This is a genomic window from Azospirillum lipoferum 4B (assembly GCF_000283655.1).
Classification (GTDB): Bacteria; Pseudomonadota; Alphaproteobacteria; order Azospirillales; family Azospirillaceae; genus Azospirillum; species Azospirillum lipoferum_C.
Genome location: NC_016622.1, coordinates 2099460 through 2119987, shown reverse-complemented (window position 1 = coordinate 2119987; position 20528 = coordinate 2099460). Strand labels below are relative to the sequence as shown.

Here is a 20528-nt window from a genome sequence, read left to right as displayed (position 1 = left end):
GATGACGCGCCCGACCCCTGCAACGGCCCTGGGCACAGCCCTGCTTCTGGCCGCGCTGGGCCACTTCGCCGCGCCCGCGCTTGCCGCCGACGACTGCGCGGCCGGGCTCGACCGGCTGGGACAGCAGGCGGCGGCCCTGGAGGCCGCGGCACCCAACACTCCGGCGCCGGTGACCCAGCAGGAGATGGCGCAGCTGCGTGCCCTGCAGCAGGCCGCCCAGGGCGCGGCGCAGAAGGGCAACGCACCGGCCTGCCAGGCTATCCTGGGCGAGGCCGCTGCGCTGCAGGACTCCATCGCCCACCCCCGCGCGATTGCCGCCGACGACCTTGAGGACGCCAAGCTGCGCAGTCCGGACGGCAAGGATATGGGCGAGATCTCCGAACTGGTGATCGATCCGGCGACCGGCCGCATCGCCTATGCTGTGGTCGAACTGGGCGGCTTCCTCGGCATCGGCGACAGCGACTTTCCCGTTCCGTGGGCATTGTTCGCGCCGTCCGGCGACGGCTATGTCCTGAATGTGCCGAAGGACAAGCTGACCAACGCGCCGCGCTTCAACGACAGCAACCGCCCGAACATGAACGACCGCCAGTGGGCGATGGCGGTGCACACCTATTACGGCGTCTCTCCCTATTGGATGCAGCAGTCGGCGACGCTGGCCGCCATCGCCGGCTCGACGGGCGGCGGCGACGCGGCGGCGGCGCCCCTGCGCCAGGAGGTCCAGCGCCTGTCCCAGGAGGTGGAGCGGCTGAACCGGGAATTGCAGCAGGCGCGGGCATCCGGCTCCAGCGCCGCGCCGGCTGACGGCGCAAGCGGGCAGGGTGGCGCCTCCCAGGCAACTCCGCAGGCAACTCCGCAGGCACCGTCGGGGAACGACAGCCCCCAGCCGCCGGTTTCCCAACAGTGACACGATAACGATCCGATCGCGGGCGCACCCGGATCAGGGGCGCCGCATCCAGGAGGACCGACATGGAACTCTCTTCCATCACCGATACGGCCCAGCGCAGCCTGCGCGGCTTCAACGACCGCATCCATGGTCCCGGCGGCGGCTATACCATCAATGTCGGCCATGGCGAGCGGCTGGCCTCGCTGGCCGGTGGCGTGGCGCTGGCGGTGCTGGGCCTGCGCCGGCCGAACTGGACCGGTGCCGCCATGGCGCTGGCCGGTGGGGTCCTGGTGGCGCGGGGGTTGACCGGCTTCTGCCCCGGCAAGTCGATGCTGGCCGATTGGGCACGTGGCGACCGCGCGGCCATTCCGTCGCAGGATGTGGAACGCGGCATCGACCGCTATTCCCGCCACCCCGGCGACATCTATCAGGATGCCGGCGAGGGGGAGATCGTCGACGAGGCCTCCCAGGAATCCTTCCCGGCCAGCGATCCGCCCTCCTTCACGCCGGGAGTTGCCCGGTAAGATGTTGGTTGGACAAGCAGCTGTCACGGCATAACAAAAATTTCATCAAGAAACGGCCTTCCAGCCCGACCATGGCAGGCCGTCTTGATATGGATCAATGAAAGGGATCGCGGTTAGGACTTCCACGTTTACTGAACATATCGGCGTCAATGCTGCACGATGATTGGGGTGCGGGGGCGGATTGCATCCAATACACGTTGCGGGCCTCTCGCGATTGGTTTATGGTGCACCGCACAAGGAACGCCGCCTGTCCTGGCTCGGCCTGAAGCCGCCGGGGTTGCGGCCGCTCCTCCCGTCACACCGACCGCAGGACCGTCCGCCATGACCACGATCATTCCCGCCGCCGCCACGCTCGAAGGCAAGAAGGGGCTCGTCCTTGGCATCGCCAACGACCAATCGATCGCCTGGGGCTGCGCCCGCGCCTTCCGCGCGCTGGGTGCCGACCTTGCGGTGAGCTATCTGAACGACAAGGCCAAGAAGTTCGTCGAACCGCTGGCTCACCAGTTGGAGGCCGAGATCTTCGAACCGGTGGACGTCACCGGCGAAGGCGAGCTGAAGGCCATGTTCGACAAGATCGGCGAGAAGTGGGGCAAGCTGGACTTCGCGCTGCACAGCATCGCCTTCGCCCCGAAGGAGGATCTGCACGGCCGCGTCGTCGACTGCTCGCGCGAAGGCTTCCAGCAGGCGATGGATGTCTCCTGCCACTCCTTCATCCGCATGGCCCGGTATGCGGAGCCGCTGATGAAGGACGGCGGCTCGCTGTTCACCATGTCCTATTTCGGCGCCAACCGCGTCATCGACAATTACGGCGTCATGGGTCCGGTCAAGGCCGCGCTGGAGGCCAGCGTGCGCTATCTGGCGGCTGAACTCGGCCCGAAGGGCATCCGTGTCCATGCCATCTCCCCCGGCCCGATCAAGACCCGCGCCGCCTCCGGCATCGCCCATTTCGACGAGCTGATGAACAAGGCTGCCGAGCGCGCGCCGGAAGGCCGGCTGGTGACCATCGAGGAGGTCGGCTACACCACCGCCTTCCTCGCCACCGACGGCGCCAAGGGCATCACCGGCGACACCACCTATGTCGATTGCGGTTATTCCATCATCGGCTGAGGTCGGCGGATTTACGGTTGAAGAACGGGGCGGGTGCGGCGACGCATCCGCCCCGTTCCGTTTGGAACGCCTCTCCAAGGTGCGTCAAATTGCCGTGTGACGTCCCGACTGTTTGGGTGCGGTGGTAGCACCAGCCATAATCCGCCCAAACGGGGTGCCGGTACGGGGGGAGGCGGCAAGGTCATGGGCGCCATCACATGGCGACGGCAGTTGAGCGTCGGCCAGCCGGCCATCGACGACGATCACAAGCATCTGATCGAGTATCTGAACGAACTCGACGCAGCGCTGGCCGCCCCGCGGTTCCAGCCGGTTCGCGTTGCCAAGATTCTGGTCAAGCTGCTGGAATACACCAAGGAGCATTTCGCCCGCGAGGAGCGGATCATGCAGATCGTGCGCTACCCGAAATTCGAGGAGCATGTCGCCATGCACCGCGCCGCGGTCAAGATGGTCAGCGAGCTGTCCAACCGCTTCTCCATCGAGCCCACCCACGAGAACGCCGAGAAGCTGTACAAATTCACCGCCGACTGGCTTGTCCGCCACATCATCCTGATGGACACGCAGCTCACGCCCTATGTGCGGGGCGTCTGGGCGTGAGCGGATAGAGGCAGGCGCTTACCCCACGAACTCTGTGGCGCGATAGCCCTGGGCATAGAGCAGGGCGGTCAGGTCGCCATGGTCGACGCGCGCGCGGGCCTCGGCGGCGACCACCGCCTTGGCATGGAAGGCGACGCCGAGCCCGGCGGCCAGCAGCATCGGCAGGTCATTGGCGCCGTCGCCGACGGCCATGGTCTCCGCCATCGGCACGCGGTGCTCGCCGGCATAGGCCATCAGCGCCTGCAGCTTGCTGTCCTTGTCCAGGATCGGTTCGATCACCGCGCCGGTCATCACGCCGTCGACCACTTCCAGATCGTTGCCGCGGTCGTCGTCAAAGCCGATCCAGCTGCGCACCCGGCCGGTGAAGCAGCGGAAGCCGCCCGATACCAGCACGCAGACGGCGCCGTTGGCGCGCATGGTGCCGACCAGCTGGGCCGCCCCCGGCATCAGGGTGGCGCGCTGCCACACCTCGTCGATCACCGTCTCCTTCAGGCCCTTCAGCAGGGCGACGCGCTCGCGTACCGCGTCCTTGAAGTCGATCTCGCCATTCATGGCGCGCGCGGTGATGGCGGCGATGTGGTCCTTCAGCCCGACATAGTCGCCGAGCTCGTCCAGCATCTCCTGCTCGATGATCGTCGATTCCATATCGGCGACCAGCAGCCGTTTGCGCCGGGTCGCCGCCGGCTGGGCGACGATGTCCAGGGGCACGCCGGTCAGGGCATGGCGGATCGCCGCCTCCGCCTGTTCCGGCGCGAGGTTGCCGAAGGGCAGGTCGCAGGCGGTGCCGGGGGCCAGCCAATCCGGCGCTCCGGCGTCGGCGCCCAGCCCGACCAGCGCCGCCTTGGCGGTCTGGACGACGGACTCGTCGAGCGTGGCGGTGCGGGGGGCGATCAGCGTGGCGACGGCGTTCATCGGCGGGTATCCCGAGGAAAAGAGGGCCTTTGCGCGCTGCCTACCACAGGCGGGGAGCCGGGTCCAACGAAGCTTCGGCGTCGTCATGCGGTTGGGTGTTGCAATGGAAGCGCGGGGACGCCATGGAAGGGGGATGAGCGACCTTACCACCCACCTCACCGACGTCGTCGTCATCGGCGGGCCGACCGCGTCGGGCAAGTCGGGACTGGCACTCGCTGTCGCCGAGGCGTTCGGCGGCACGGTCATCAATGCCGACAGCATGCAGCTCTACGCCGACCTGGATGTGCTGACCGCCCGCCCGCCGGCCGACGATCTGGCGCGGGCGCCGCACCGCCTCTATGGCGTGCTGCCGGCGGCAGAGCGCGGGTCGGCGGCGCGCTGGCGCGACATGGCTCTGGCGGAGATCGACGCCGCCAAGAAAGACGGCCGGCTGCCCGTGGTGGTCGGAGGCACCGGTCTCTACCTGCGTGCGCTGATGCAGGGCTTGAGCGAGGTCCCGCCCATCCCGGACGAGGTGCGCGCCGCTGCCCATGCCCGGCTGGAGACCATCGGCGGCGAAACCTTCCGTGCCGAGCTGGTCGCCCGCGACCCGGCATCGGCCAAGCTGAATCCCGGCGACACCACCCGCCTGACCCGCGCCTGGGAGGTGCTGGAGGCGACCGGCCATCCGCTGTCCCACTGGCAGAGCCAGACCGCCCAGGGTGCGCCGGAGAACCTGCGCTTCACCGTCATCGTGCTCGACCCGCCGCGCGCCGACCTCTATGCCCAGTGCGACAGGCGTTTCCACCTGATGATGGAGCAGGGGGCGCTGGAGGAGGTGCGGCGGCTGGACGCCCTGGCGCGCGATCAGGGCCTCGCCGCCGACCTGCCGGTGCTGAAGGCGCTGGGCGTGCCGGAACTGCGCCGCCACCTGCATGGCGAAATCCCGCTCGCCGAGGCGGTCGCCCTGGCCCAGCAATCCACCCGGCGCTATGCCAAACGGCAGGTGACATGGTTCCGGCATCAGATTGTTGGCAAAACACCTGAAATGCTGGTAAGTCATACAGGACAGCATAGCTGCCATACCATCGATCTGCCTTGTTCGCCCGCGGTACGAAATGCAATGCTCGACCGCCTGAGAACGATACTAAATTACTGATCCGAAGGAGAAGCACCGTGTCGGTTGATTGGGGTCATGTGTTCGCGGGCCGCGTGGGCGGCATGACGGCGTCCGAAATCCGGGAACTGCTGAAGCTGATCGATCGTCCGGAGATCATCTCCTTCGCCGGTGGCATTCCCGATCCGGACCTGTTCCCCAGCTCGGCCATCGCTCGGTCCTACGAGAAGATCTTCCAGTCCAATTCCGGTGCCGGTGCCGCGCTGCAGTATTCCATCACCGAAGGCTACACGCCGCTGCGGGAATGGATCTGCGATTACATGGGCGGCAAGGGCGTTAACATCGGCCTGGACGGCGTGCTGGTCACCAACGGCTCTCAGCAGGTGCTGGAGTTCGTCGGCAAGCTGCTGATCGGCCCCGGCGACAAGATCGTGGTCACCCGCCCGACCTATCTCGGCGCGCTGCAGGCCTTCTCGCCCTACGAGCCGACCTATCTCTCCATTCCGATGGACGAGGAAGGGCCGGAGATGACCGCGCTGACCGAGGCGCTGGCGCAGAAGCCGAAGTTCTTCTACCTCGTCCCCGATTTCCAGAATCCCAACGGCACCACGGTGACGCTGGCCCGCCGCCACGCCATCCTGGACGCCTGCGATGCGGCCGGCGTGCCGGTGATCGAGGACACCGCCTATTGCGAGCTGCGCTATGACGGCGAGCATCTGCCGCTGATGGCGGCGCTGGATTGCGAGCGCAACGGCGGCAAGCTGACCAACGTCATCTTCGGCGGCACCTTCTCCAAGACGATGGTGCCGGCGATGCGCGTCGGCTGGGTCAATGCGGCGCCGGAGGTGGTGAACCGGCTGGTGCTGATGAAGCAGGCGGCCGACCTGCATGCCAGCACGATCAACCAGATCGTCATGCACGACGTCGTCTCGCAGATCTTCGACAGCCACCTCAAGCTGCTGCGCACCCAGTACAAGGAGCGCCGCGACGCCATGCTGGCGGCCCTGGACGAATACGCCCCGCCGGGCGTCACCTGGACCAAGCCGGAAGGCGGCCTGTTCGTCTGGATCGAGGCGCCGGAGGGCGTCGACGGCACCGAGCTGCTGGCCCGCGCCATCAAGGAGGCCAACGTCGCCTTCGTCCCCGGATCGGCCTTCCACGCCGACCGGTCGGGCAAGAACACGCTGCGCCTCGCCTTCTCCGTCACCAAGCCGGCCCAGATCCGCGAGGGCATCCGCCGGCTGTGCGAGTTGCTGAAGACCGCCGCCTGACGGTTCGTCCATCCCACTCGTCGCCTGTTCGGAACGGCGGCCGCGCTTCGGTGCGGCCGCCGTTTGCGTTTGCGGCAGACTGGGGCCGGGCGGGATCGCCACCCCCTATCGATGCGCAACAATTGGAAAAACTGCGGCAAAAAAACTTTGCGAACATTCGCGAATTGGGTTGACCTATGACGGATGATTTGACTAATTTGCCGGTCCCAGCACAAGCCATCGGGGCTAAGCCGTTGTTCTGAACGGCATCCCCTCCCGGCAGGGTTGGTGTTCCCAAGGAACCGGGTGCCCTAGAGGAGGCGCCCACATGAGAAGGTCGTGAGCGATGTCCGAACAGAAGCTGACCGGCGCCCAGATCGTCATCAAGGCCCTGAAGGATCAGGGCGTTGACATCATCTTCGGCTATCCCGGCGGCGCCGTACTTCCCATCTACGACGCGCTGTTCCAGCAGAACGACCTGAAGCATGTCCTTGTACGCCACGAGCAGGCCGCGGTTCACGCGGCGGAGGGCTATGCGCGCTCGACCGGCAAGGTCGGCTGCGTGCTGGTGACCTCCGGCCCCGGCGCCACCAACGCGGTGACCGGCCTGCTGGATGCGCTGTGCGACAGCATTCCGCTCGTCTGCCTGTCGGGGCAGGTGCCGACCCACCTGATCGGCAACGACGCCTTCCAGGAAGCCGACACCACCGGCATCACCCGTCCCTGCACCAAGCACAATTACCTGGTGAAAGACGTCGACAATCTGGCCCGCACCCTGCACGAGGCCTTCTATGTCGCGCGCAGCGGCCGTCCCGGCCCGGTGCTGGTCGACATCCCGAAGGACGTGCAGTTCGCCGACGGCACCTATGTCCCGCCGGCAGAGGTCAAGCACAAGACCTACCGGCCTCAGGTGAAGCCGGAGATGGCCCGCATCGAGGAGGCGATCGAGCTGATCGCCAACGCCAAGCGGCCGGTCTTCTACACCGGCGGCGGCGTGATCAATGCCGGCCCCTTCGCCGCCAAGCTGCTGACGCAGTTCGTCAAGGCGACCGGCTTCCCGATCACCTCCACCCTGATGGGGCTGGGCGCCTTCCCGGCGTCCGAAAGCCAGTGGCTGGGGATGCTCGGCATGCACGGCACGTACGAGGCGAACCTCGCCATGTACGAATGCGACGTCATGATCAACATCGGCGCCCGCTTCGACGACCGCGTGACCGGCAAGCTGTCGGCCTTCTCGCCGGGGTCCAAGAAGATCCATGTCGACATCGACCCCAGCTCGATCAACAAGAACGTCGCGGTCGACATTCCCATCGTCGGCGATTGCGGCGCCGTGCTGGAAGACATGCTGCGCATCTGGAAGGCGCGCGCCAAGAGCGCCGACAAGGCCGCGCTGAAGGAGTGGTGGGGCAGGATCGAGGGATGGCGTGCCCGCAACTGCCTGAACTACAACCGCACCGAATCGGTCATCAAGCCGCAATATGCGCTGGAACGCCTGCGCGAGGCTCTGCGCGGCAAGGACCACTACATCACGACGGAAGTCGGCCAGCACCAGATGTGGGCGGCGCAGTTCCTGCCCTTCGACCAGCCGAACCGCTGGCTGACGTCGGGCGGGCTCGGCACCATGGGCTACGGCCTGCCGGCCGCCATCGGCGCCCAGCTCGCCCACCCCGACGCCATCGTGGTGGACGTGTCGGGCGAGGCCAGCTTCCTGATGAACATGCAGGAGATCGGCACCGCCGTGCAGTACCGCGCGCCGGTCAAGATCTTCATCCTGAACAACCAGTATATGGGCATGGTGCGCCAGTGGCAGGAACTGCTGCATGGCTCGCGCTATTCCCAGAGCTATTCGGAAGCCCTGCCGGACTTCGTGAAGCTGGCGGAGGCCTGGGGCTGCGTCGGCCTGCGCGCCACCACCGTGGCCGAGGTCGATCAGGTGATCGAGAAGATGCTGACGGTCACCGACCGCCCCTGCATCATCGACATCGCCGTCGATCCCAAGGAAAACTGTTTCCCGATGATCCCGGGCGGCAAGGCCCACAACGAGATCCTGTTCGGTCCGGACGACAGCCCGTCCGACGCCACGCCGGAAGACGGCATGGTGCTGGTCTGATCGGCTGACGACGAACGAACGGGGGGAATGGGTCTCATGGAAAACGCGATCGAAAAGCACACCATCGCCGTGCTGGTGGACAACGAGCCGGGCGTTCTCGCCCGCGTCATCGGGCTGTTCTCCGGCCGCGGCTACAACATCGAAAGCCTGACGGTGGCCGAGGTGAACAACGCCGACCACCTGTCGCGCATCACGCTGGTCACCTCCGGCACCCGGATGATCATCGAGCAGATCAAGGCGCAGCTCGGCCGGCTGGTTCCGGTCCACCGCGTCCACGACCTGACCGACGAAGGACCATCGGTGGAACGCGAACTGGCGCTGGTCAAGGTGGCCGGCACCGGCGACCGCCGGATCGAGGCGCTCCGTCTCGCCGACATCTTCCAGGCCAAGGTGGTCGACGCGACGCTCACCAGCTTCGTCTTCGAGCTGACCGGCACCACCGAACAGGTCGACGATTTCGTCGGCCTGATGGGCCAGCTCGGCCTCGTTGAAGCCAGCCGCACCGGCGTGGTCGCCATGTCGAAGGGACCGGCGGCGTTCTGACGCTCCCCCCGAGGGTCTCTTCGGTCTCCATCGCCGTCCGGTCCGTTCTGGGCTAGGATGTCCTGCCGGCACGGCCGGGCGGCGAGCAGCGGGGAACGGTCATGAAGATGCTGTCGGTGGAAGAGGCGAAAGACCAGCTCGGCGCGCTGATCGAGGCCGCCAAGCGTGGCGAGGAGATCGTGCTGACCGAGAACGGTACCCCGGTGGCCCGCCTTTCGGCGACCGAACCGGCGTCTGAAGCGCTTTCCGATGAGGAGCGTCGCAGGCAGGCTGGAGAGCGGTTGTTGCGAAAGCTGCGCAAGGGCTACGACCTGGGCGGCCGTGACTGGACCCGTGACGACCTGCACGAGCGTGGTTCCTTGCCATGAGTCGACCGTTGGTCAGTTTCGACACGAACATCCTGTTTTATGCGGCCGACCAGCGTGATCCCGTCAAATATGAAATCGCGCTGGATTTGTTGGAGAGAGCGGCGGCGGCCGGTTCGGCTGTCGTGATCGCAGGACAGGTGTTGTGCGAGCTTTATGCGTCGCTGACCCGCAAGCGGATCCTCCCGCCGGCCGAAGCATTGGATTTGGTTCGTGATTACGAGCAGACCTTCGAACGTCTTCCCGTTGCCACCGACGCTTTCCGGCGCGCCTTCGAGGTCGTAGCCGCGCACGGCTTGCAAATCTGGGATGCGGTCTTGTGGGCGAATGCCGATGCATATGGCTGCAAGTACCTTGTGTCCGAAGATTTTCAAGGCGGACGGCGGCTTGGCGGCGTCACTTTCCTGAACCCCTTCACCGCGGACGGACGGCTTTTGCTTGACGCGGCCTTGCCGCCGATGGACTAATCCGCTCCGCGCACTAATCGCTTCGTACAACACCCGGCTAGTGAAATTTAAGGAACCATCTCCATGCGCGTCTATTACGATCGTGATGCCGACGTCAACCTGATCAAGGGCAAGAAGGTCGTCATCGTCGGCTACGGCAGCCAGGGCCATGCCCACGCCCACAACCTGCGTGACAGCGGCGTGAAGGACGTGCGGATCGCGCTCCGCCCGGGTTCGGCCACCATCAAGAAGGCCGAGACTGCCGGCTTCACCGTGATGACCCCGGCCGAAGCCGCCGCCTGGGCCGACGTCGTGATGGTTCTGACCCCGGACGAGCTGCAGGCCGACCTGTACCGTGACGATCTGGCCCCGAACATGAAGCAGGGCGCCGCCCTGGCCTTCGCCCACGGCCTGAACGTCCACTTCAACCTGATCGAGCCGCGCGCCGACCTCGACGTGTTCATGATCGCGCCGAAGGGCCCCGGTCACACCGTGCGCAGCGAATACCAGCGTGGCGGCGGCGTGCCGTCGCTGGTCGCCGTTCACCAGAACGCCTCGGGCAACGCGCTGGACATCGCCCTGTCCTACGCCTCGGCCAATGGCGGCGGTCGCGCCGGCATCATCGAGACCACCTTCAAGGAAGAGTGCGAGACCGACCTGTTCGGTGAGCAGGCCGTGCTCTGCGGCGGCCTGACCGAGCTCATCCGCGCCGGCTACGAGACGCTGGTCGAGGCGGGCTACGCCCCCGAGATGGCCTATTTCGAGTGCCTGCACGAAGTCAAGCTGATCGTCGACCTGATGTACGAGGGCGGCATGGCCAACATGCGCTACTCGATCTCCAACACGGCCGAATACGGCGACTACCGCACCGGCCCGCGCATCATCACGCCCGAGACCAAGGCCGAGATGAAGCGCGTTCTGACCGACATCCAGGAAGGCCGCTTCGTCCGCGACTGGATGCTGGAATGCAAGGCCGGCCAGCCGTCCTTCAAGGCGATCCGCCGCCGCAACGCCGAGCACGAGATCGAGAAGGTCGGCGAGAAGCTGCGCGCCATGATGCCGTGGATCGCCGAGCGCCGTCTGGTCGACAAGTCGAAGAACTGATCGGGCGAAAGCCAAGTCGGTTTTCCGGAAAGCGCGTCCCTTCGGGGGCGCGCTTTTCTTTTGGGAGTGGCTGGGGCGGTGCCCCCTCCCTGACCCTCCCCCATTTTTGGTGGGAGAGGGGACTGCCGCAATACGTCCGCGAAGCTCCTGCCCCTCTCACCGAAGGTGGGGCAGGGATGGGGAGGGAGCAATCCCGGCAGACACTTTATCCCCGCGGGTCCCTGAAGCTCGTCGGCGGGGTTTCGGCCACCGCGGCGCGGCCGGGGTCGCGCTTCTGGGTTTCCAGCAGGATGTCGCGGGCAATCGGCGCCGCCGCGGTGGAGCCGCCGCCGCCATGTTCGACGAACACGGCGCAGGCATAGCGCGGCGCCTGGACGGGCGCGAAGGCGACGAACAGCGCGTGGTCACGTTCGCGCCAGGGCAGATCCTCGTTCTTCTTCACGCCGGAGGTGCGTTCCGCCATGGTGATGCGGCGGACCTGGGCGGAGCCGGTCTTGCCCGCCATCTCATACCCGACCTCGGTGATGCGCGACTTGAAGGCGGTGCCGTTGGGCGCGTTGGTCACCTCGTTCATGCCGCGCAGGACGATGTCGAGATTCTCCTTCTTCACGCCGATGCTGGGCCAGGCGGTCTGCTCGCCGCTGACGGTCTTGATCTGCTTGGTCAGATGCGGCTTGACCGCATAGCCGCCATTGGCCAGCCGGCAGGTCATCACCGCCAGCTGCAGCGGCGTGGCCAGCACATAGCCCTGGCCGATGGAGGCGACCAGCGTCTCGCCCATGTCCCAGCCCTTGCCCAGGGTCGCCTTCTTCCAGGCGATGGACGGCATCAGCCCGGCGCGCTCATGCGGCAGGTCGATGCCGGTGCGGGCGCCGAGGCCGAAGCGGTTCGACATCTCGGAGATGCGGTCGATGCCGATGCGGCGCGACACGTCGTAGAAGAACACGTCGCAGGAATGGCGCAGCGCCCCGACGAAATCGACCGTGCCGTGGCCGCCGCGTTTCCAGCAGTGGAAGCGATGGTCGCCCAGCTCCATGTGGCCGGGGCAGAAGACGGTGTGCCTGCTGCTGACGATTCCCGATTCGAGAGCCGCCAGCGCCGCCATCATCTTGAAGGTGGAGCCCGGCGGATACTGGCCGACCACCGCCTTGTTGTTCAGCGGCGTCGCCTGGTTGGACAGCAGCTCCTCCCACAATTCGGCGCTGATGCCCATGGTGAACTGGTTGGGGTCGTAGCTGGGGTGGGAACACAGCGCATAGATGCCGCCGGTGTGAACGTCCATCACCACCGCCGACGCGCTGACCTCCTGCGACAGGCGTTCCTGCACGAAGCGCTGCAGCGCCATGTCGATGGTCAGCTGAATCTCGCGGCCCGACTGCCCCTCGTCGCGCGACAACTCGCGGATGACGCGGCCGACCGCGTTGACCTCCAGCTGGCTGGTGCCGGCGGTGCCGCGCAGGACCTTCTCGTGATACTTCTCGATACCGGCCTTGCCGATGCGGAAGCCGGGGAGGGACAGCACCGGATCGCTGTTGCCGCTCAGCTCCGCTTCCGACACCGCGCCGACATAGCCCAGGATATGGGCGGTCGCCTCCGCCTGCGGGTAATGGCGCAGCTCGCCCACCTCGATCGCCACGCCGGGCAGATCGGGGGTGTTGGTCTCCAGCGTCGCCACCTGCTCCCAGGTCAGGTTCTCGCGCACGGTGACCGGGACGAAGCGGCGCTTGCGGTGCAGCTCGCGCAGCACGCGGCGGCGGTCGCCGTCGGTCAGCGGCACGATGCGGGAGATCTTGTCGAGCGTCTCCTGGATGTTGTGGGTGCGCTCCGACACGACGACGACCCGGTAGTTCTGTTCGTTCACCGCCAGCGGCACGCCGAACCGGTCGACGATGTTGCCGCGCGACGGGGCGATCAGCCGCAGGCTGATGCGGTTCTCCTCCGCCAGCATGGTGTAGCGCGCGGATTCGACCACCTGCAGGTAATAGAGCCGACCGACCAGCGCGGACAGTCCGGCCAGCTTGATGCCGCCCAGCACCAGGGCGCGGCGCGCCAGCAGGCGGGAACGGTCGGTATCGCGATCGATCGAACTCATGAAACCGCCGGGACCCTTTACCCGTTCAAGAAGGCGCGATGGACGCGGATCAGCAGCCAGCCCACCGCAGGAAACACCGCCACCGTCAGCAGGCCCTGGAACAGCGCCGGCAGGATCGACAGCGCGGCCGCATCCAGTGCCGTGAAGGCCAGCCATTGCAGAACCACGGCCCCGGCCGTCACCAGGGTGAAGCCGAACCACAGCAACGCGAAGGTGCTGGCCAGGAACACCCGGCGCTGGTTCAGCACCGCCCATTGCGCCACGATCAGCAGCAGGGCATTGACGCCCAACGGACCGCCGATCAGGAAATCCTGCAGCAGCCCGATCAGAAAGGCCACCCCCGGACGCATCAGGTCAGGCCTGTGGATCGTCCAGTAATAGACGGACACCAGCGTCAGGTTCGGCGCCACCGGAGCGTAGCCCGGCACCGGCACCGGGATCATGCCGACCAGAACCATCATGACGGTGACGGCGAAGGGCGCCAGATTGCGTCCCGCCTTGTCGACCCGTTGCCAGAAGGTAGCCGTCATACCGGCGGCCTTCCCGCCGGGGCGCTGTAGGAGCGGCTCACTTCCACTCCGGCGACGGGTCCAGGTCGGTGCCGGGCAGTCCGAAATCCACCAAACGCAGATGTTCGATCCGCGACAGGTCGGCGCTGGGCAGCACGCGCACGCCGCGCTCGCTGACCGCGGTCACCACGCCGACCGGCAGGCCGGATGGGAACAGCCCGCCGTCGCCCGAGGTCACCACCTGCTCACCCACCTGGATCGGCGACTCCGGCGGCAGATAAAGAAGCTTGGCCTGATCGGAATTGTCTCCGGCCAGGATGGCGCGCTGGCGCGTGTTGGCCAGGACCACCGGGACGCGGGCGTTGATGTCGGTCAGCAGCAGGATGCGGGAGGACCATTCGCCGACCTCGATCACCCGGCCGACCAGACCGGCCCCGGCCAGCGCCGCCTGTCCCTTGCGCACCCCGTCGCGCTTGCCGGCGGTCACCACCAGCGTACGGACGAAGGAACTGCCGGGGGTGGCGATGACGCGGGCGGCGATGTAGTTGACGGAGGGCTCCGGACGGACGCGCAGCAGGCTGCGCAGGCTGCTGTTCTCCGCCTCCAGCCGCAATGCCGCCTGCTTCCATTGCAGCAGCCGGGCGTTCTCCGCCTTCAGGCGCTGGTTCTCGTCGAAGGCGTTTTCAAGCTCCACCACCGACTCGACGACGCGCGCCGCGGTCGCGGCGGGGCGGGAGATGGCGTCGAGGATCGGGGCGAAGGCGTCGGTCACGCGGGCGCGGGCGCTGTCCACCGACACGGACTCGATCTTGCCGACCATCATCAGCGCGATGGAGGCCAGGACGAGCAGGAGGAAGGAGAAACGCTGCGCGAGGGCCCGCAAAGGCGCGGCAAGGCGGATGACGGAGCCGGATGAGCGTGACTTCACAGGAAATTCCCGTCCAGATACGCGGTCCGTCTCCGGCCCTCACCGCCCGGGGATTGGGCGACGGGCCGGAGGCCTTCCAATCAGGGATACACCAATCAGTAAGCGCTGACCAAGACGTTTCGCAGCGTCTTCATCTCCTCCAGCGCGCGGCCGGTGCCGAGCGCGACGCAGGAGAGGGGATCGTCGGCGATCGACACCGGCAGGCCGGTGGCGTGGCGCAGGACGAAGTCCAGGTTGCCCAGCAGGGCGCCGCCGCCGGTCAGCACGATGCCCTTGTCGACGATGTCGGCGGCCAGTTCCGGAGCGGTGTGTTCCAGCGCCACCTTCACCGCCTCGACGATGGCCGAAACGGGTTCGGCCAGCGACTCGGCGATCTGCCGTTCGGAGATGATCAGTTCCTTGGGTACGCCGTTCATCAGGTCGCGGCCCTTGATCTCGAGGATGCGGCCCTCGCCGTCCTCGGGCGGGCAGGCGGAGCCGATTTCCTTCTTGATCCGCTCGGCCGAGCCTTCGCCGACCAGCAGATTGTGGCTGCGGCGGATGTAGCCGATGATGGCTTCGTCCATCTTGTCGCCGCCGACGCGGACCGACCGCGAATAGACGATGCCGCCCAGCGACAGCACGGCCACCTCGGTGGTGCCGCCGCCGATGTCGACGACCATCGAGCCCGTCGGTTCCGTCACCGGAAGCCCGGCGCCGATCGCGGCGGCCATCGGCTCCTCGATCAGGAAGACGCGGCGGGCGCCTGCGGCCTCTGCCGATTCCTGGATCGCCCGGCGTTCCACCGCGGTCGAACCCGACGGCACGCAGATGATGACCTGCGGGCTGGCGAAGCTGCGGCGGTTGTGAACCTTGCGGATGAAATGCTTGATCATTTCCTCCGCGACTTCGAAATCGGCGATGACGCCGTCGCGAAGCGGCCGGATGGCCTGGATGTTGCCGGGGGTTCGGCCGAGCATCATCTTCGCCTCGTCACCGACGGCGAGGACCTGCTTCTTGCCGCGCACGTTGGCGATGGCGACGACGGACGGCTCGTTCAGGACGATGCCGCGGCCCTTGACATAGACCAGGGTGTTGGCCGTCCCCAGATCGATCGCCATGTCGGCGGACAGAACGCCCAGCAGTTTGGAGAGCATGGAGCTGACGAACTCTATCAAAGCGGTTGAGACGGCCGAGCCGGCGGAGACTGGCATAGCATGCCCGCCGACGGTTCCATAGTCGAATGCGTCCGCGCGCTCAAGCGGAGAGTGCGCCCGGCAGTCCTGACCCGTGTCGCGAAAGCAGGTTCCGGATGGCCGGTACCCGCCGCCTCTTGCGGTGTCTGGTGAAGGCGAAACTGGCGGATCAGGGTTAATTTTCCGTCAACGGCCGAGCTCTTGCGGGCGAGCCCTTGCGGTAAACCCCATCCTGATCTGCCGACAGCCTCTGTGCCGGTGTAACGGTTCAGTGTCTAGTCCGAACCTTGTTGCGCCGCAACGGGCAATTGGCCGCCAATCCGTGGAGATTTTCAGTGACCCCCGGTTCCAGGCTTGCCGGCCGGCTTGGCCGCAGGGGCGTGGTGGCCCTCCAGCCGGTCCATGAAGGCCAGCAGAACGCCGGACACAACGAAGGTCATGTGGATGATGACCAGCCACATCAACTCCTCTTTCGAGGTCTGGGCCAGATTCATGAAGGCCTTGAGCAGATGAATCCCGGAGATGGCGACGATGGAGGCGATCAGCTTCAGCTTCAGCCCGCCGAAATCGACCTTGCCCATCCAGTCCGGCCGATCTTCGTGATTGGCCACGTCGATCTTCGAGACGAAGTTCTCGTAGCCGGCGAAGATCACCATCAGCAGAAGGTTGCCGGCGAAGGACAGGTCGATCAGCGTCAGCACGGCCAGCAGCACGTCCTTCTCGCTCATGTCCAGCACATGCGGAATGATGTGGAGGATTTCCTGGGTGAACTTCACCAGCAGGGCCGCCAGCGAGACCACGAGCCCGAGATAGAAGGGGGCGAGCAGCCAGCGGCTGGCGAAGATGATCTGTTCAAAGCGGCGTTCGATCATGGCGGGTTCGGCACGTCGTTGATTAGGGAAGTCGTGGAGACGGCGGATGTTTCGCAATGCTGCGCCGCAAAATCAACCGGGCATTTCATTCTTCGTGCGGAGAGGGTCGGATCATCCGTTCGCATAGGCATTGTCATCGTACCGTAACGTCCGGGCGCTATGGTCCCGGCTTGGGAAGAGACCGTCGGGAAGGGTTTGGCGACCATGAAGACCTCCGCGCCGCACATCGTGTCCGCGTTCGAGGACGCGTTGAAGCGGATGAAATCCGCCATCGTACAGATGGCCGGCGCTGCGGAGACGCAGATTGATCAGGCCCTGACCTGTCTGGCCCAGCGCAACCCCGATCTGGCGCGTGAAATCGTCGAGTCGGATGCGCGACTCGACTCCTTCGAGCATGACATCGAAGCGCATTGCATGCGCCTGCTGGCCCTGCGCCAGCCGGTGGCCGACGACCTGCGCGAGGTCGTGGCGGCGCTGAAGATCGCCGGCAATCTGGAGCGTATCGGCGACCATGCCGCCAACACCGCCAAGCGCGCGGTCGCCATCTTCAGCCTTACGGAATCGGCCTCGCTGCCCGGCCTGCCGCAACTCGGCCGGCTGGTGCGCGAGCGGCTCGGCGCCGTGGTCGACGCCTATGTCGATTGCGACAGCGAGGCGGCCCTGCGCATTTGGCGCACCGACGACGAGGTGGATGCACTCTACACCAGCCTCGTTGCGGAAGTGGAACGGTCTGCCCTTTCGGCTCCGGACCAGTTCATGGCGCACATGCACCTGATGATGATCGCCAAGAACCTGGAGCGCATCGGCGACCACGCCACCAACATCGCCGAGGTCGTGTATTTCGTCAGCACCGGCCAGACTCTGCTGGACGAGCGTCCGAAGGCCGACCATTCCTATGATCCGGCTGGCTGAGGCTGGTTGTCACCGCAAGGCATAAGGCGATCGTTCGGCCTGGAACCGGGCCGATGGGGGATAGCATCTTCGTTGCGGAGCGATCACGTTAACGGGATGCCGTTCCCGCCCGCAGACGAGACAAACCCTTCCCGATGACCGACGACCTGATCCGCCTCTATGACGCCATACTCGACCGCCAGCAGATGGACCCCGCCCAGTCCAAGACCGCCCGGCTGATCGCCGCCGGTCCGAAGAAGATCGCCAAGAAGGTGGGTGAGGAGGCGGTCGAGGTGGCGCTGGACGCCATGAACGAGGATCGCCAGGGGGTCATCAACGAAAGTGCGGACCTGCTGTACAACCTGTCGGTTCTGTGGGCGACGCTGAACATCCACCCGGACGACGTGTTCGCCGAAATCCGGCGGCGTGAAGCGCTTTACGGCATCGCCGAGAAGCTGCCCAAGGTCGTCGCCGAGCGCTGAGAGGGCTGTCGGGGCAACGACGCCGACGCTCCCAGGCCTCAAACCACTCCCAACACTTCCAGCAACGGCAACCGCCGCTGGGCGAAGGCTGCATGCCGGCGCGCCAGTTCCGCCCGGTTGGCCTCATCTCCCTCGCAGCGCTCGCCGTCGCGGCCGAGCGTGATTCCGTCGGCGGACAGGTGGCGCCAGGCGAAGGCGGCGGGATCCTCGCCCAGCCGGGCGGCCAGCAGGAACAGCGCCTCGATCCGCGACACCGGCACCCCGGCGCCCAGCAGCGGGGAGGCGAGCTGCCCCGGCGTGTCGCCGAAGCGGTGGCGTTGCAGAACGGCGGCGTTGAAGCGGTCGCTGGAGATCTTGCGTTCGGCAAATCCGTCCTCCGGCATGAGCGGCGCGGCCAGCGACAGGCTGGTCAGCAGGATCAGCGCGCGCAGCACCGCCTCCTCCCCCTGCGCCGCCAGGGCAGGCCGGGCAAGCAGCGCGTCGAGGCTCTGCGGCCCCTCGGCCAGCGCCTCGCCCAGCGGTTGGTAGAGCGCCCGCGGGAAGGGCAGGCGGCCGACGGGGGTGGAGGCGACCTCCGGCAGGTCGTCGGCGGCCACCAGAAGCGCGAACCGGGTCTCACCCAACAGCGTGCGCCGCTCGGCCGGACCCAGCCGCTCGCCGCCCTTCACGAACAGGTCGCGGCGGAAGCTGCGGTTGGTCATCACGTCGCGCAAGGTCTCGGCCTGGGCCGGGTCGCGCGATTCCGCTGCCAATGCCTGCTGCGCGGGGGAGAGGCTGAGGTCGTGCAACTGCTCCATCGGCACGGCGGCGCCGGCGAACTCCAGCTTGGCGGCGGCCAGCTCGCGCGCAACGTCGGCGTGGTAGAAGGCCGTCCAGTCGCCGTTGAGATATTCGTGGGCGATGTAGTTCGGCGACTTGTGGCGCAGCTGTTCGATCCGCTCCACCACGCCGTCGGTGCTGCCGAACCAGCCGCCGCCCTGGGCAGCCATCCGCGAGGCGAATTCGACCGCCCGCGCGATGCGGTCGGGCAGGGGGCCGTCGCCCTCGGCGCAACGCTCCACCAGAAGGCGGCGCAGCGGCATATGGGTCAACGTGCCGGGCAGGGCATTGTAGCTGACGAACACGACCCCGCCGGGCGCCAGCCGGCGGCGCAGCGTGTCGAGCAGGATCGCCCGGTTCTCCGCGCTCACCCAGGACCAGACGCCGTGCAGGGCCACCACGTCCAGCATCGGCCCCTCGCGCCGGGCATGGTCGGCGAAGCTCTCCTCCAGGAAGGTGGCGTTGGCGAGCCCGGCATCGTCGGCCAGCCGCCGGACGCCGGCGATGTGGGAGGGGTTGAAGTCCATCGCCTCGAACCGCGCCGCCGGGTGGGCGCCGGCCAGCAGCGCGCTGGTCAGCCCATGACCGCAGCCGGGCTCCGCCATGGTGAAGCTGCCGCGGCGCAGCGCTTCGGGCGGGCGCCAGCCGCGCAGGATCAGGGCGAAGCAGAGCAGGGCCGGCGACCAGTCGCGATAGACGGCGCGGATATAGTCGATGCCGCCGACATAGCCTTCGGTCCAGCCGCCCATTCCCGATCTCCCGTTTCGATGCCCGTTCTCGAAAGCGCCGGTGTAGCCGCCGGGGGTCGAGTCCGGCCACCGAAAAGCGCGCGCCAAAAAATTCACATGGGGTGCGATTTTGCTATCGACAGGCCAAAAGCCCTTCGTTATAAACCGCGCCACACCGGCCGGGACAACGGCTTGGCCGGGGCGATGAACAGTCGGCTGATTTCTGCAGGGATTTCAGCCAGGTTCGCCGCAGCAAGAGATGGGCGCATAGCTCAGTTGGTAGAGCAGCTGACTCTTAATCAGCGGGTCCAAGGTTCGAGTCCTTGTGCGCCCACCATCTCTTGAACATTTCCTACGGATGGGCGCATAGCTCAGTTGGTAGAGCAGCTGACTCTTAATCAGCGGGTCCAAGGTTCGAGTCCTTGTGCGCCCACCATCCATAAGGGGCTGGAACCGAGCAGGTTCCGGCCCCTTTCCAGTTTTGGGGTTCTGTTTGGGAGTGGTCGTGGCGTCCGCGTGGTGCCCCCTCCCTAACCCTCCCCCGCCATCGGACGGACCTTCGGTCCGCCGAGAGCGGGAGAGGGGACTGCCGCCGCTTTGCACATCTGTCACGCCGACAAGCGTCCGCCCCCCTCTCCCGCGCTGCGGGGGAGGGATGGGGAGGGGGCAACCGGCTGCCGAACCCTCACCCCGCCGCATGCGCCAGGAAATCCGCGGTCACCCGGTCCATCGTCGCCAGATGGGTGTGGAACCAGTCGGGGAAATGCTCGGTCACATACAGGCGGGCGCGGTCTTCCTTGCCCTCCGCCAGTTCCGCTTCCAGGGTCGCGACCACCTTCAGGACGCGGGCGTGCTCGTCCATGTGGCAATGCAGGGCGAAGAAGCCGTGCTGGGTCATCAGCGCGTTCTCGCGGGCGAAATGCTCGCGCAGATGCTTGGCGAAGATGGCGAAGGGCGCCCGGAGTTCGCCGGCCGGGGCATCGCAGGCCGCCTGCAGCAGGGCGACGGAATCGATATGGTCGCGGTCCATGACCGCTTGGCCGAGCATGGGGACATCGCTGGCGGTGGCGGCGGGCGTGGCGGTTGCAAGCATGGCGG

The 20528-nt window shown here is 66.7% G+C and carries 21 protein-coding genes and 2 tRNA genes; 15 read left to right on the top strand and 8 right to left on the bottom strand.

Annotated features, from left to right (window positions below; genetic code table 11):
- Position 1 precedes the first annotated feature (1 nt).
- From AZOLI_RS09745 to AZOLI_RS09730, 4 genes are all read left to right on the top strand, one after another.
- A complete protein-coding gene (locus AZOLI_RS09745; protein WP_014248452.1) occupies positions 2 to 904 on the top strand; it encodes a PRC-barrel domain-containing protein in 903 nt (300 codons plus the stop codon).
- 62 nt (positions 905 to 966) lie between these two features.
- Positions 967 to 1407, top strand: a complete 441-nt coding sequence (locus tag AZOLI_RS30330) for a YgaP family membrane protein (RefSeq protein WP_014248451.1) — start codon at positions 967 to 969, stop codon at positions 1405 to 1407.
- Between the two features lie 321 nt (positions 1408 to 1728).
- The gene (gene fabI, locus AZOLI_RS09735; protein ID WP_014248450.1) at positions 1729 to 2514 is read left to right on the top strand and encodes an enoyl-ACP reductase FabI; all 786 of its coding nucleotides are present in this window, start codon (positions 1729 to 1731) and stop codon (positions 2512 to 2514) included.
- A 183-nt stretch (positions 2515 to 2697) separates the two neighbouring features.
- Entirely contained in the window at positions 2698 to 3108 is a 411-nt protein-coding gene (locus AZOLI_RS09730; protein WP_014248449.1) for a bacteriohemerythrin, read from the top strand.
- A gap of 18 nt (positions 3109 to 3126) precedes the next feature.
- Here AZOLI_RS09730 and serB read toward each other — a convergent pair whose 3' ends face one another.
- Positions 3127 to 4020 carry a phosphoserine phosphatase SerB gene (gene serB, locus AZOLI_RS09725; RefSeq protein WP_014248448.1) on the bottom strand — a complete coding sequence of 298 codons (894 nt, stop codon included), beginning with the start codon at positions 4018 to 4020 and terminating at the stop codon, positions 3127 to 3129.
- 133 nt (positions 4021 to 4153) lie between these two features.
- Between serB and miaA the strand changes: the two genes are divergently transcribed.
- The 7 genes from miaA to ilvC all read left to right on the top strand — a co-directional run bounded on the left by miaA (position 4154) and on the right by ilvC (position 10934).
- Complete coding sequence (gene miaA, locus AZOLI_RS09720) at positions 4154 to 5158, top strand: tRNA (adenosine(37)-N6)-dimethylallyltransferase MiaA (protein ID WP_014248447.1); 1005 nt, start codon at positions 4154 to 4156, stop codon at positions 5156 to 5158.
- 17 nt (positions 5159 to 5175) lie between these two features.
- Positions 5176 to 6387, top strand: coding sequence for a PLP-dependent aminotransferase family protein (locus tag AZOLI_RS09715; RefSeq protein WP_081505925.1), 1212 nt, complete (start codon positions 5176 to 5178; stop codon positions 6385 to 6387).
- 325 nt (positions 6388 to 6712) lie between these two features.
- Positions 6713 to 8476, top strand: coding sequence for an acetolactate synthase 3 large subunit (locus AZOLI_RS09710; protein ID WP_014248445.1), 1764 nt, complete (start codon positions 6713 to 6715; stop codon positions 8474 to 8476).
- A gap of 36 nt (positions 8477 to 8512) precedes the next feature.
- Positions 8513 to 9019 carry an acetolactate synthase small subunit gene (gene ilvN, locus AZOLI_RS09705; protein WP_014248444.1) on the top strand — a complete coding sequence of 169 codons (507 nt, stop codon included), beginning with the start codon at positions 8513 to 8515 and terminating at the stop codon, positions 9017 to 9019.
- A gap of 101 nt (positions 9020 to 9120) precedes the next feature.
- Positions 9121 to 9387: a type II toxin-antitoxin system prevent-host-death family antitoxin gene (locus AZOLI_RS09700; RefSeq protein WP_014248443.1), complete on the top strand. Its 267-nt coding sequence runs from the start codon at positions 9121 to 9123 to the stop codon at positions 9385 to 9387.
- Positions 9388 to 9395: 8 nt separating this feature from the next.
- The gene (locus AZOLI_RS09695; RefSeq protein ID WP_244442466.1) at positions 9396 to 9851 is read left to right on the top strand and encodes a PIN domain-containing protein; all 456 of its coding nucleotides are present in this window, start codon (positions 9396 to 9398) and stop codon (positions 9849 to 9851) included.
- Positions 9852 to 9914: 63 nt separating this feature from the next.
- A complete protein-coding gene (ilvC, locus tag AZOLI_RS09690) occupies positions 9915 to 10934 on the top strand; it encodes a ketol-acid reductoisomerase (protein WP_014248441.1) in 1020 nt (339 codons plus the stop codon).
- A 205-nt stretch (positions 10935 to 11139) separates the two neighbouring features.
- Here ilvC and mrdA read toward each other — a convergent pair whose 3' ends face one another.
- The 5 genes from mrdA to AZOLI_RS09665 form a co-directional block, all read right to left on the bottom strand.
- Positions 11140 to 13026: a penicillin-binding protein 2 gene (gene mrdA / locus AZOLI_RS09685; RefSeq protein WP_014248440.1), complete on the bottom strand. Its 1887-nt coding sequence runs from the start codon at positions 13024 to 13026 to the stop codon at positions 11140 to 11142.
- Between the two features lie 17 nt (positions 13027 to 13043).
- Entirely contained in the window at positions 13044 to 13556 is a 513-nt protein-coding gene (mreD, locus tag AZOLI_RS09680; protein WP_014248439.1) for a rod shape-determining protein MreD, read from the bottom strand.
- 37 nt (positions 13557 to 13593) lie between these two features.
- Positions 13594 to 14463 (bottom strand): rod shape-determining protein MreC, encoded by an 870-nt coding sequence (gene mreC / locus AZOLI_RS09675; RefSeq protein WP_044549975.1) that lies wholly within the window; start codon positions 14461 to 14463, stop codon positions 13594 to 13596.
- Between the two features lie 95 nt (positions 14464 to 14558).
- Positions 14559 to 15599, bottom strand: a complete 1041-nt coding sequence (locus AZOLI_RS09670) for a rod shape-determining protein (RefSeq protein WP_012974729.1) — start codon at positions 15597 to 15599, stop codon at positions 14559 to 14561.
- Positions 15600 to 15970: 371 nt separating this feature from the next.
- Positions 15971 to 16510 carry a TIGR00645 family protein gene (locus AZOLI_RS09665; RefSeq protein WP_014248437.1) on the bottom strand — a complete coding sequence of 180 codons (540 nt, stop codon included), beginning with the start codon at positions 16508 to 16510 and terminating at the stop codon, positions 15971 to 15973.
- Between the two features lie 204 nt (positions 16511 to 16714).
- Here AZOLI_RS09665 and phoU point away from each other — a divergent pair, with 204 nt between their 5' ends.
- Positions 16715 to 17422, top strand: coding sequence for a phosphate signaling complex protein PhoU (phoU, locus tag AZOLI_RS09660; protein ID WP_014248436.1), 708 nt, complete (start codon positions 16715 to 16717; stop codon positions 17420 to 17422).
- A gap of 134 nt (positions 17423 to 17556) precedes the next feature.
- A complete protein-coding gene (gene hisE / locus AZOLI_RS09655) occupies positions 17557 to 17883 on the top strand; it encodes a phosphoribosyl-ATP diphosphatase (protein WP_014248435.1) in 327 nt (108 codons plus the stop codon).
- A 38-nt stretch (positions 17884 to 17921) separates the two neighbouring features.
- On the opposite strand, the gene AZOLI_RS09650 is transcribed toward hisE, so the two are convergent.
- Positions 17922 to 19451: a class I SAM-dependent methyltransferase gene (locus AZOLI_RS09650; RefSeq protein ID WP_014248434.1), complete on the bottom strand. Its 1530-nt coding sequence runs from the start codon at positions 19449 to 19451 to the stop codon at positions 17922 to 17924.
- A gap of 240 nt (positions 19452 to 19691) precedes the next feature.
- On the opposite strand from AZOLI_RS09650, the gene AZOLI_RS09645 reads away from it, so the two are divergent.
- Positions 19692 to 19767: transfer RNA gene (locus tag AZOLI_RS09645), tRNA-Lys, on the top strand.
- A 23-nt stretch (positions 19768 to 19790) separates the two neighbouring features.
- A tRNA-Lys gene (locus AZOLI_RS09640) sits at positions 19791 to 19866 on the top strand.
- Between the two features lie 249 nt (positions 19867 to 20115).
- Here AZOLI_RS09640 and AZOLI_RS09635 read toward each other — a convergent pair.
- The gene (locus AZOLI_RS09635) at positions 20116 to 20523 is read right to left on the bottom strand and encodes a bacteriohemerythrin (RefSeq protein ID WP_014248433.1); all 408 of its coding nucleotides are present in this window, start codon (positions 20521 to 20523) and stop codon (positions 20116 to 20118) included.
- Between the last annotated feature and the right edge of the window lie 5 nt (positions 20524 to 20528).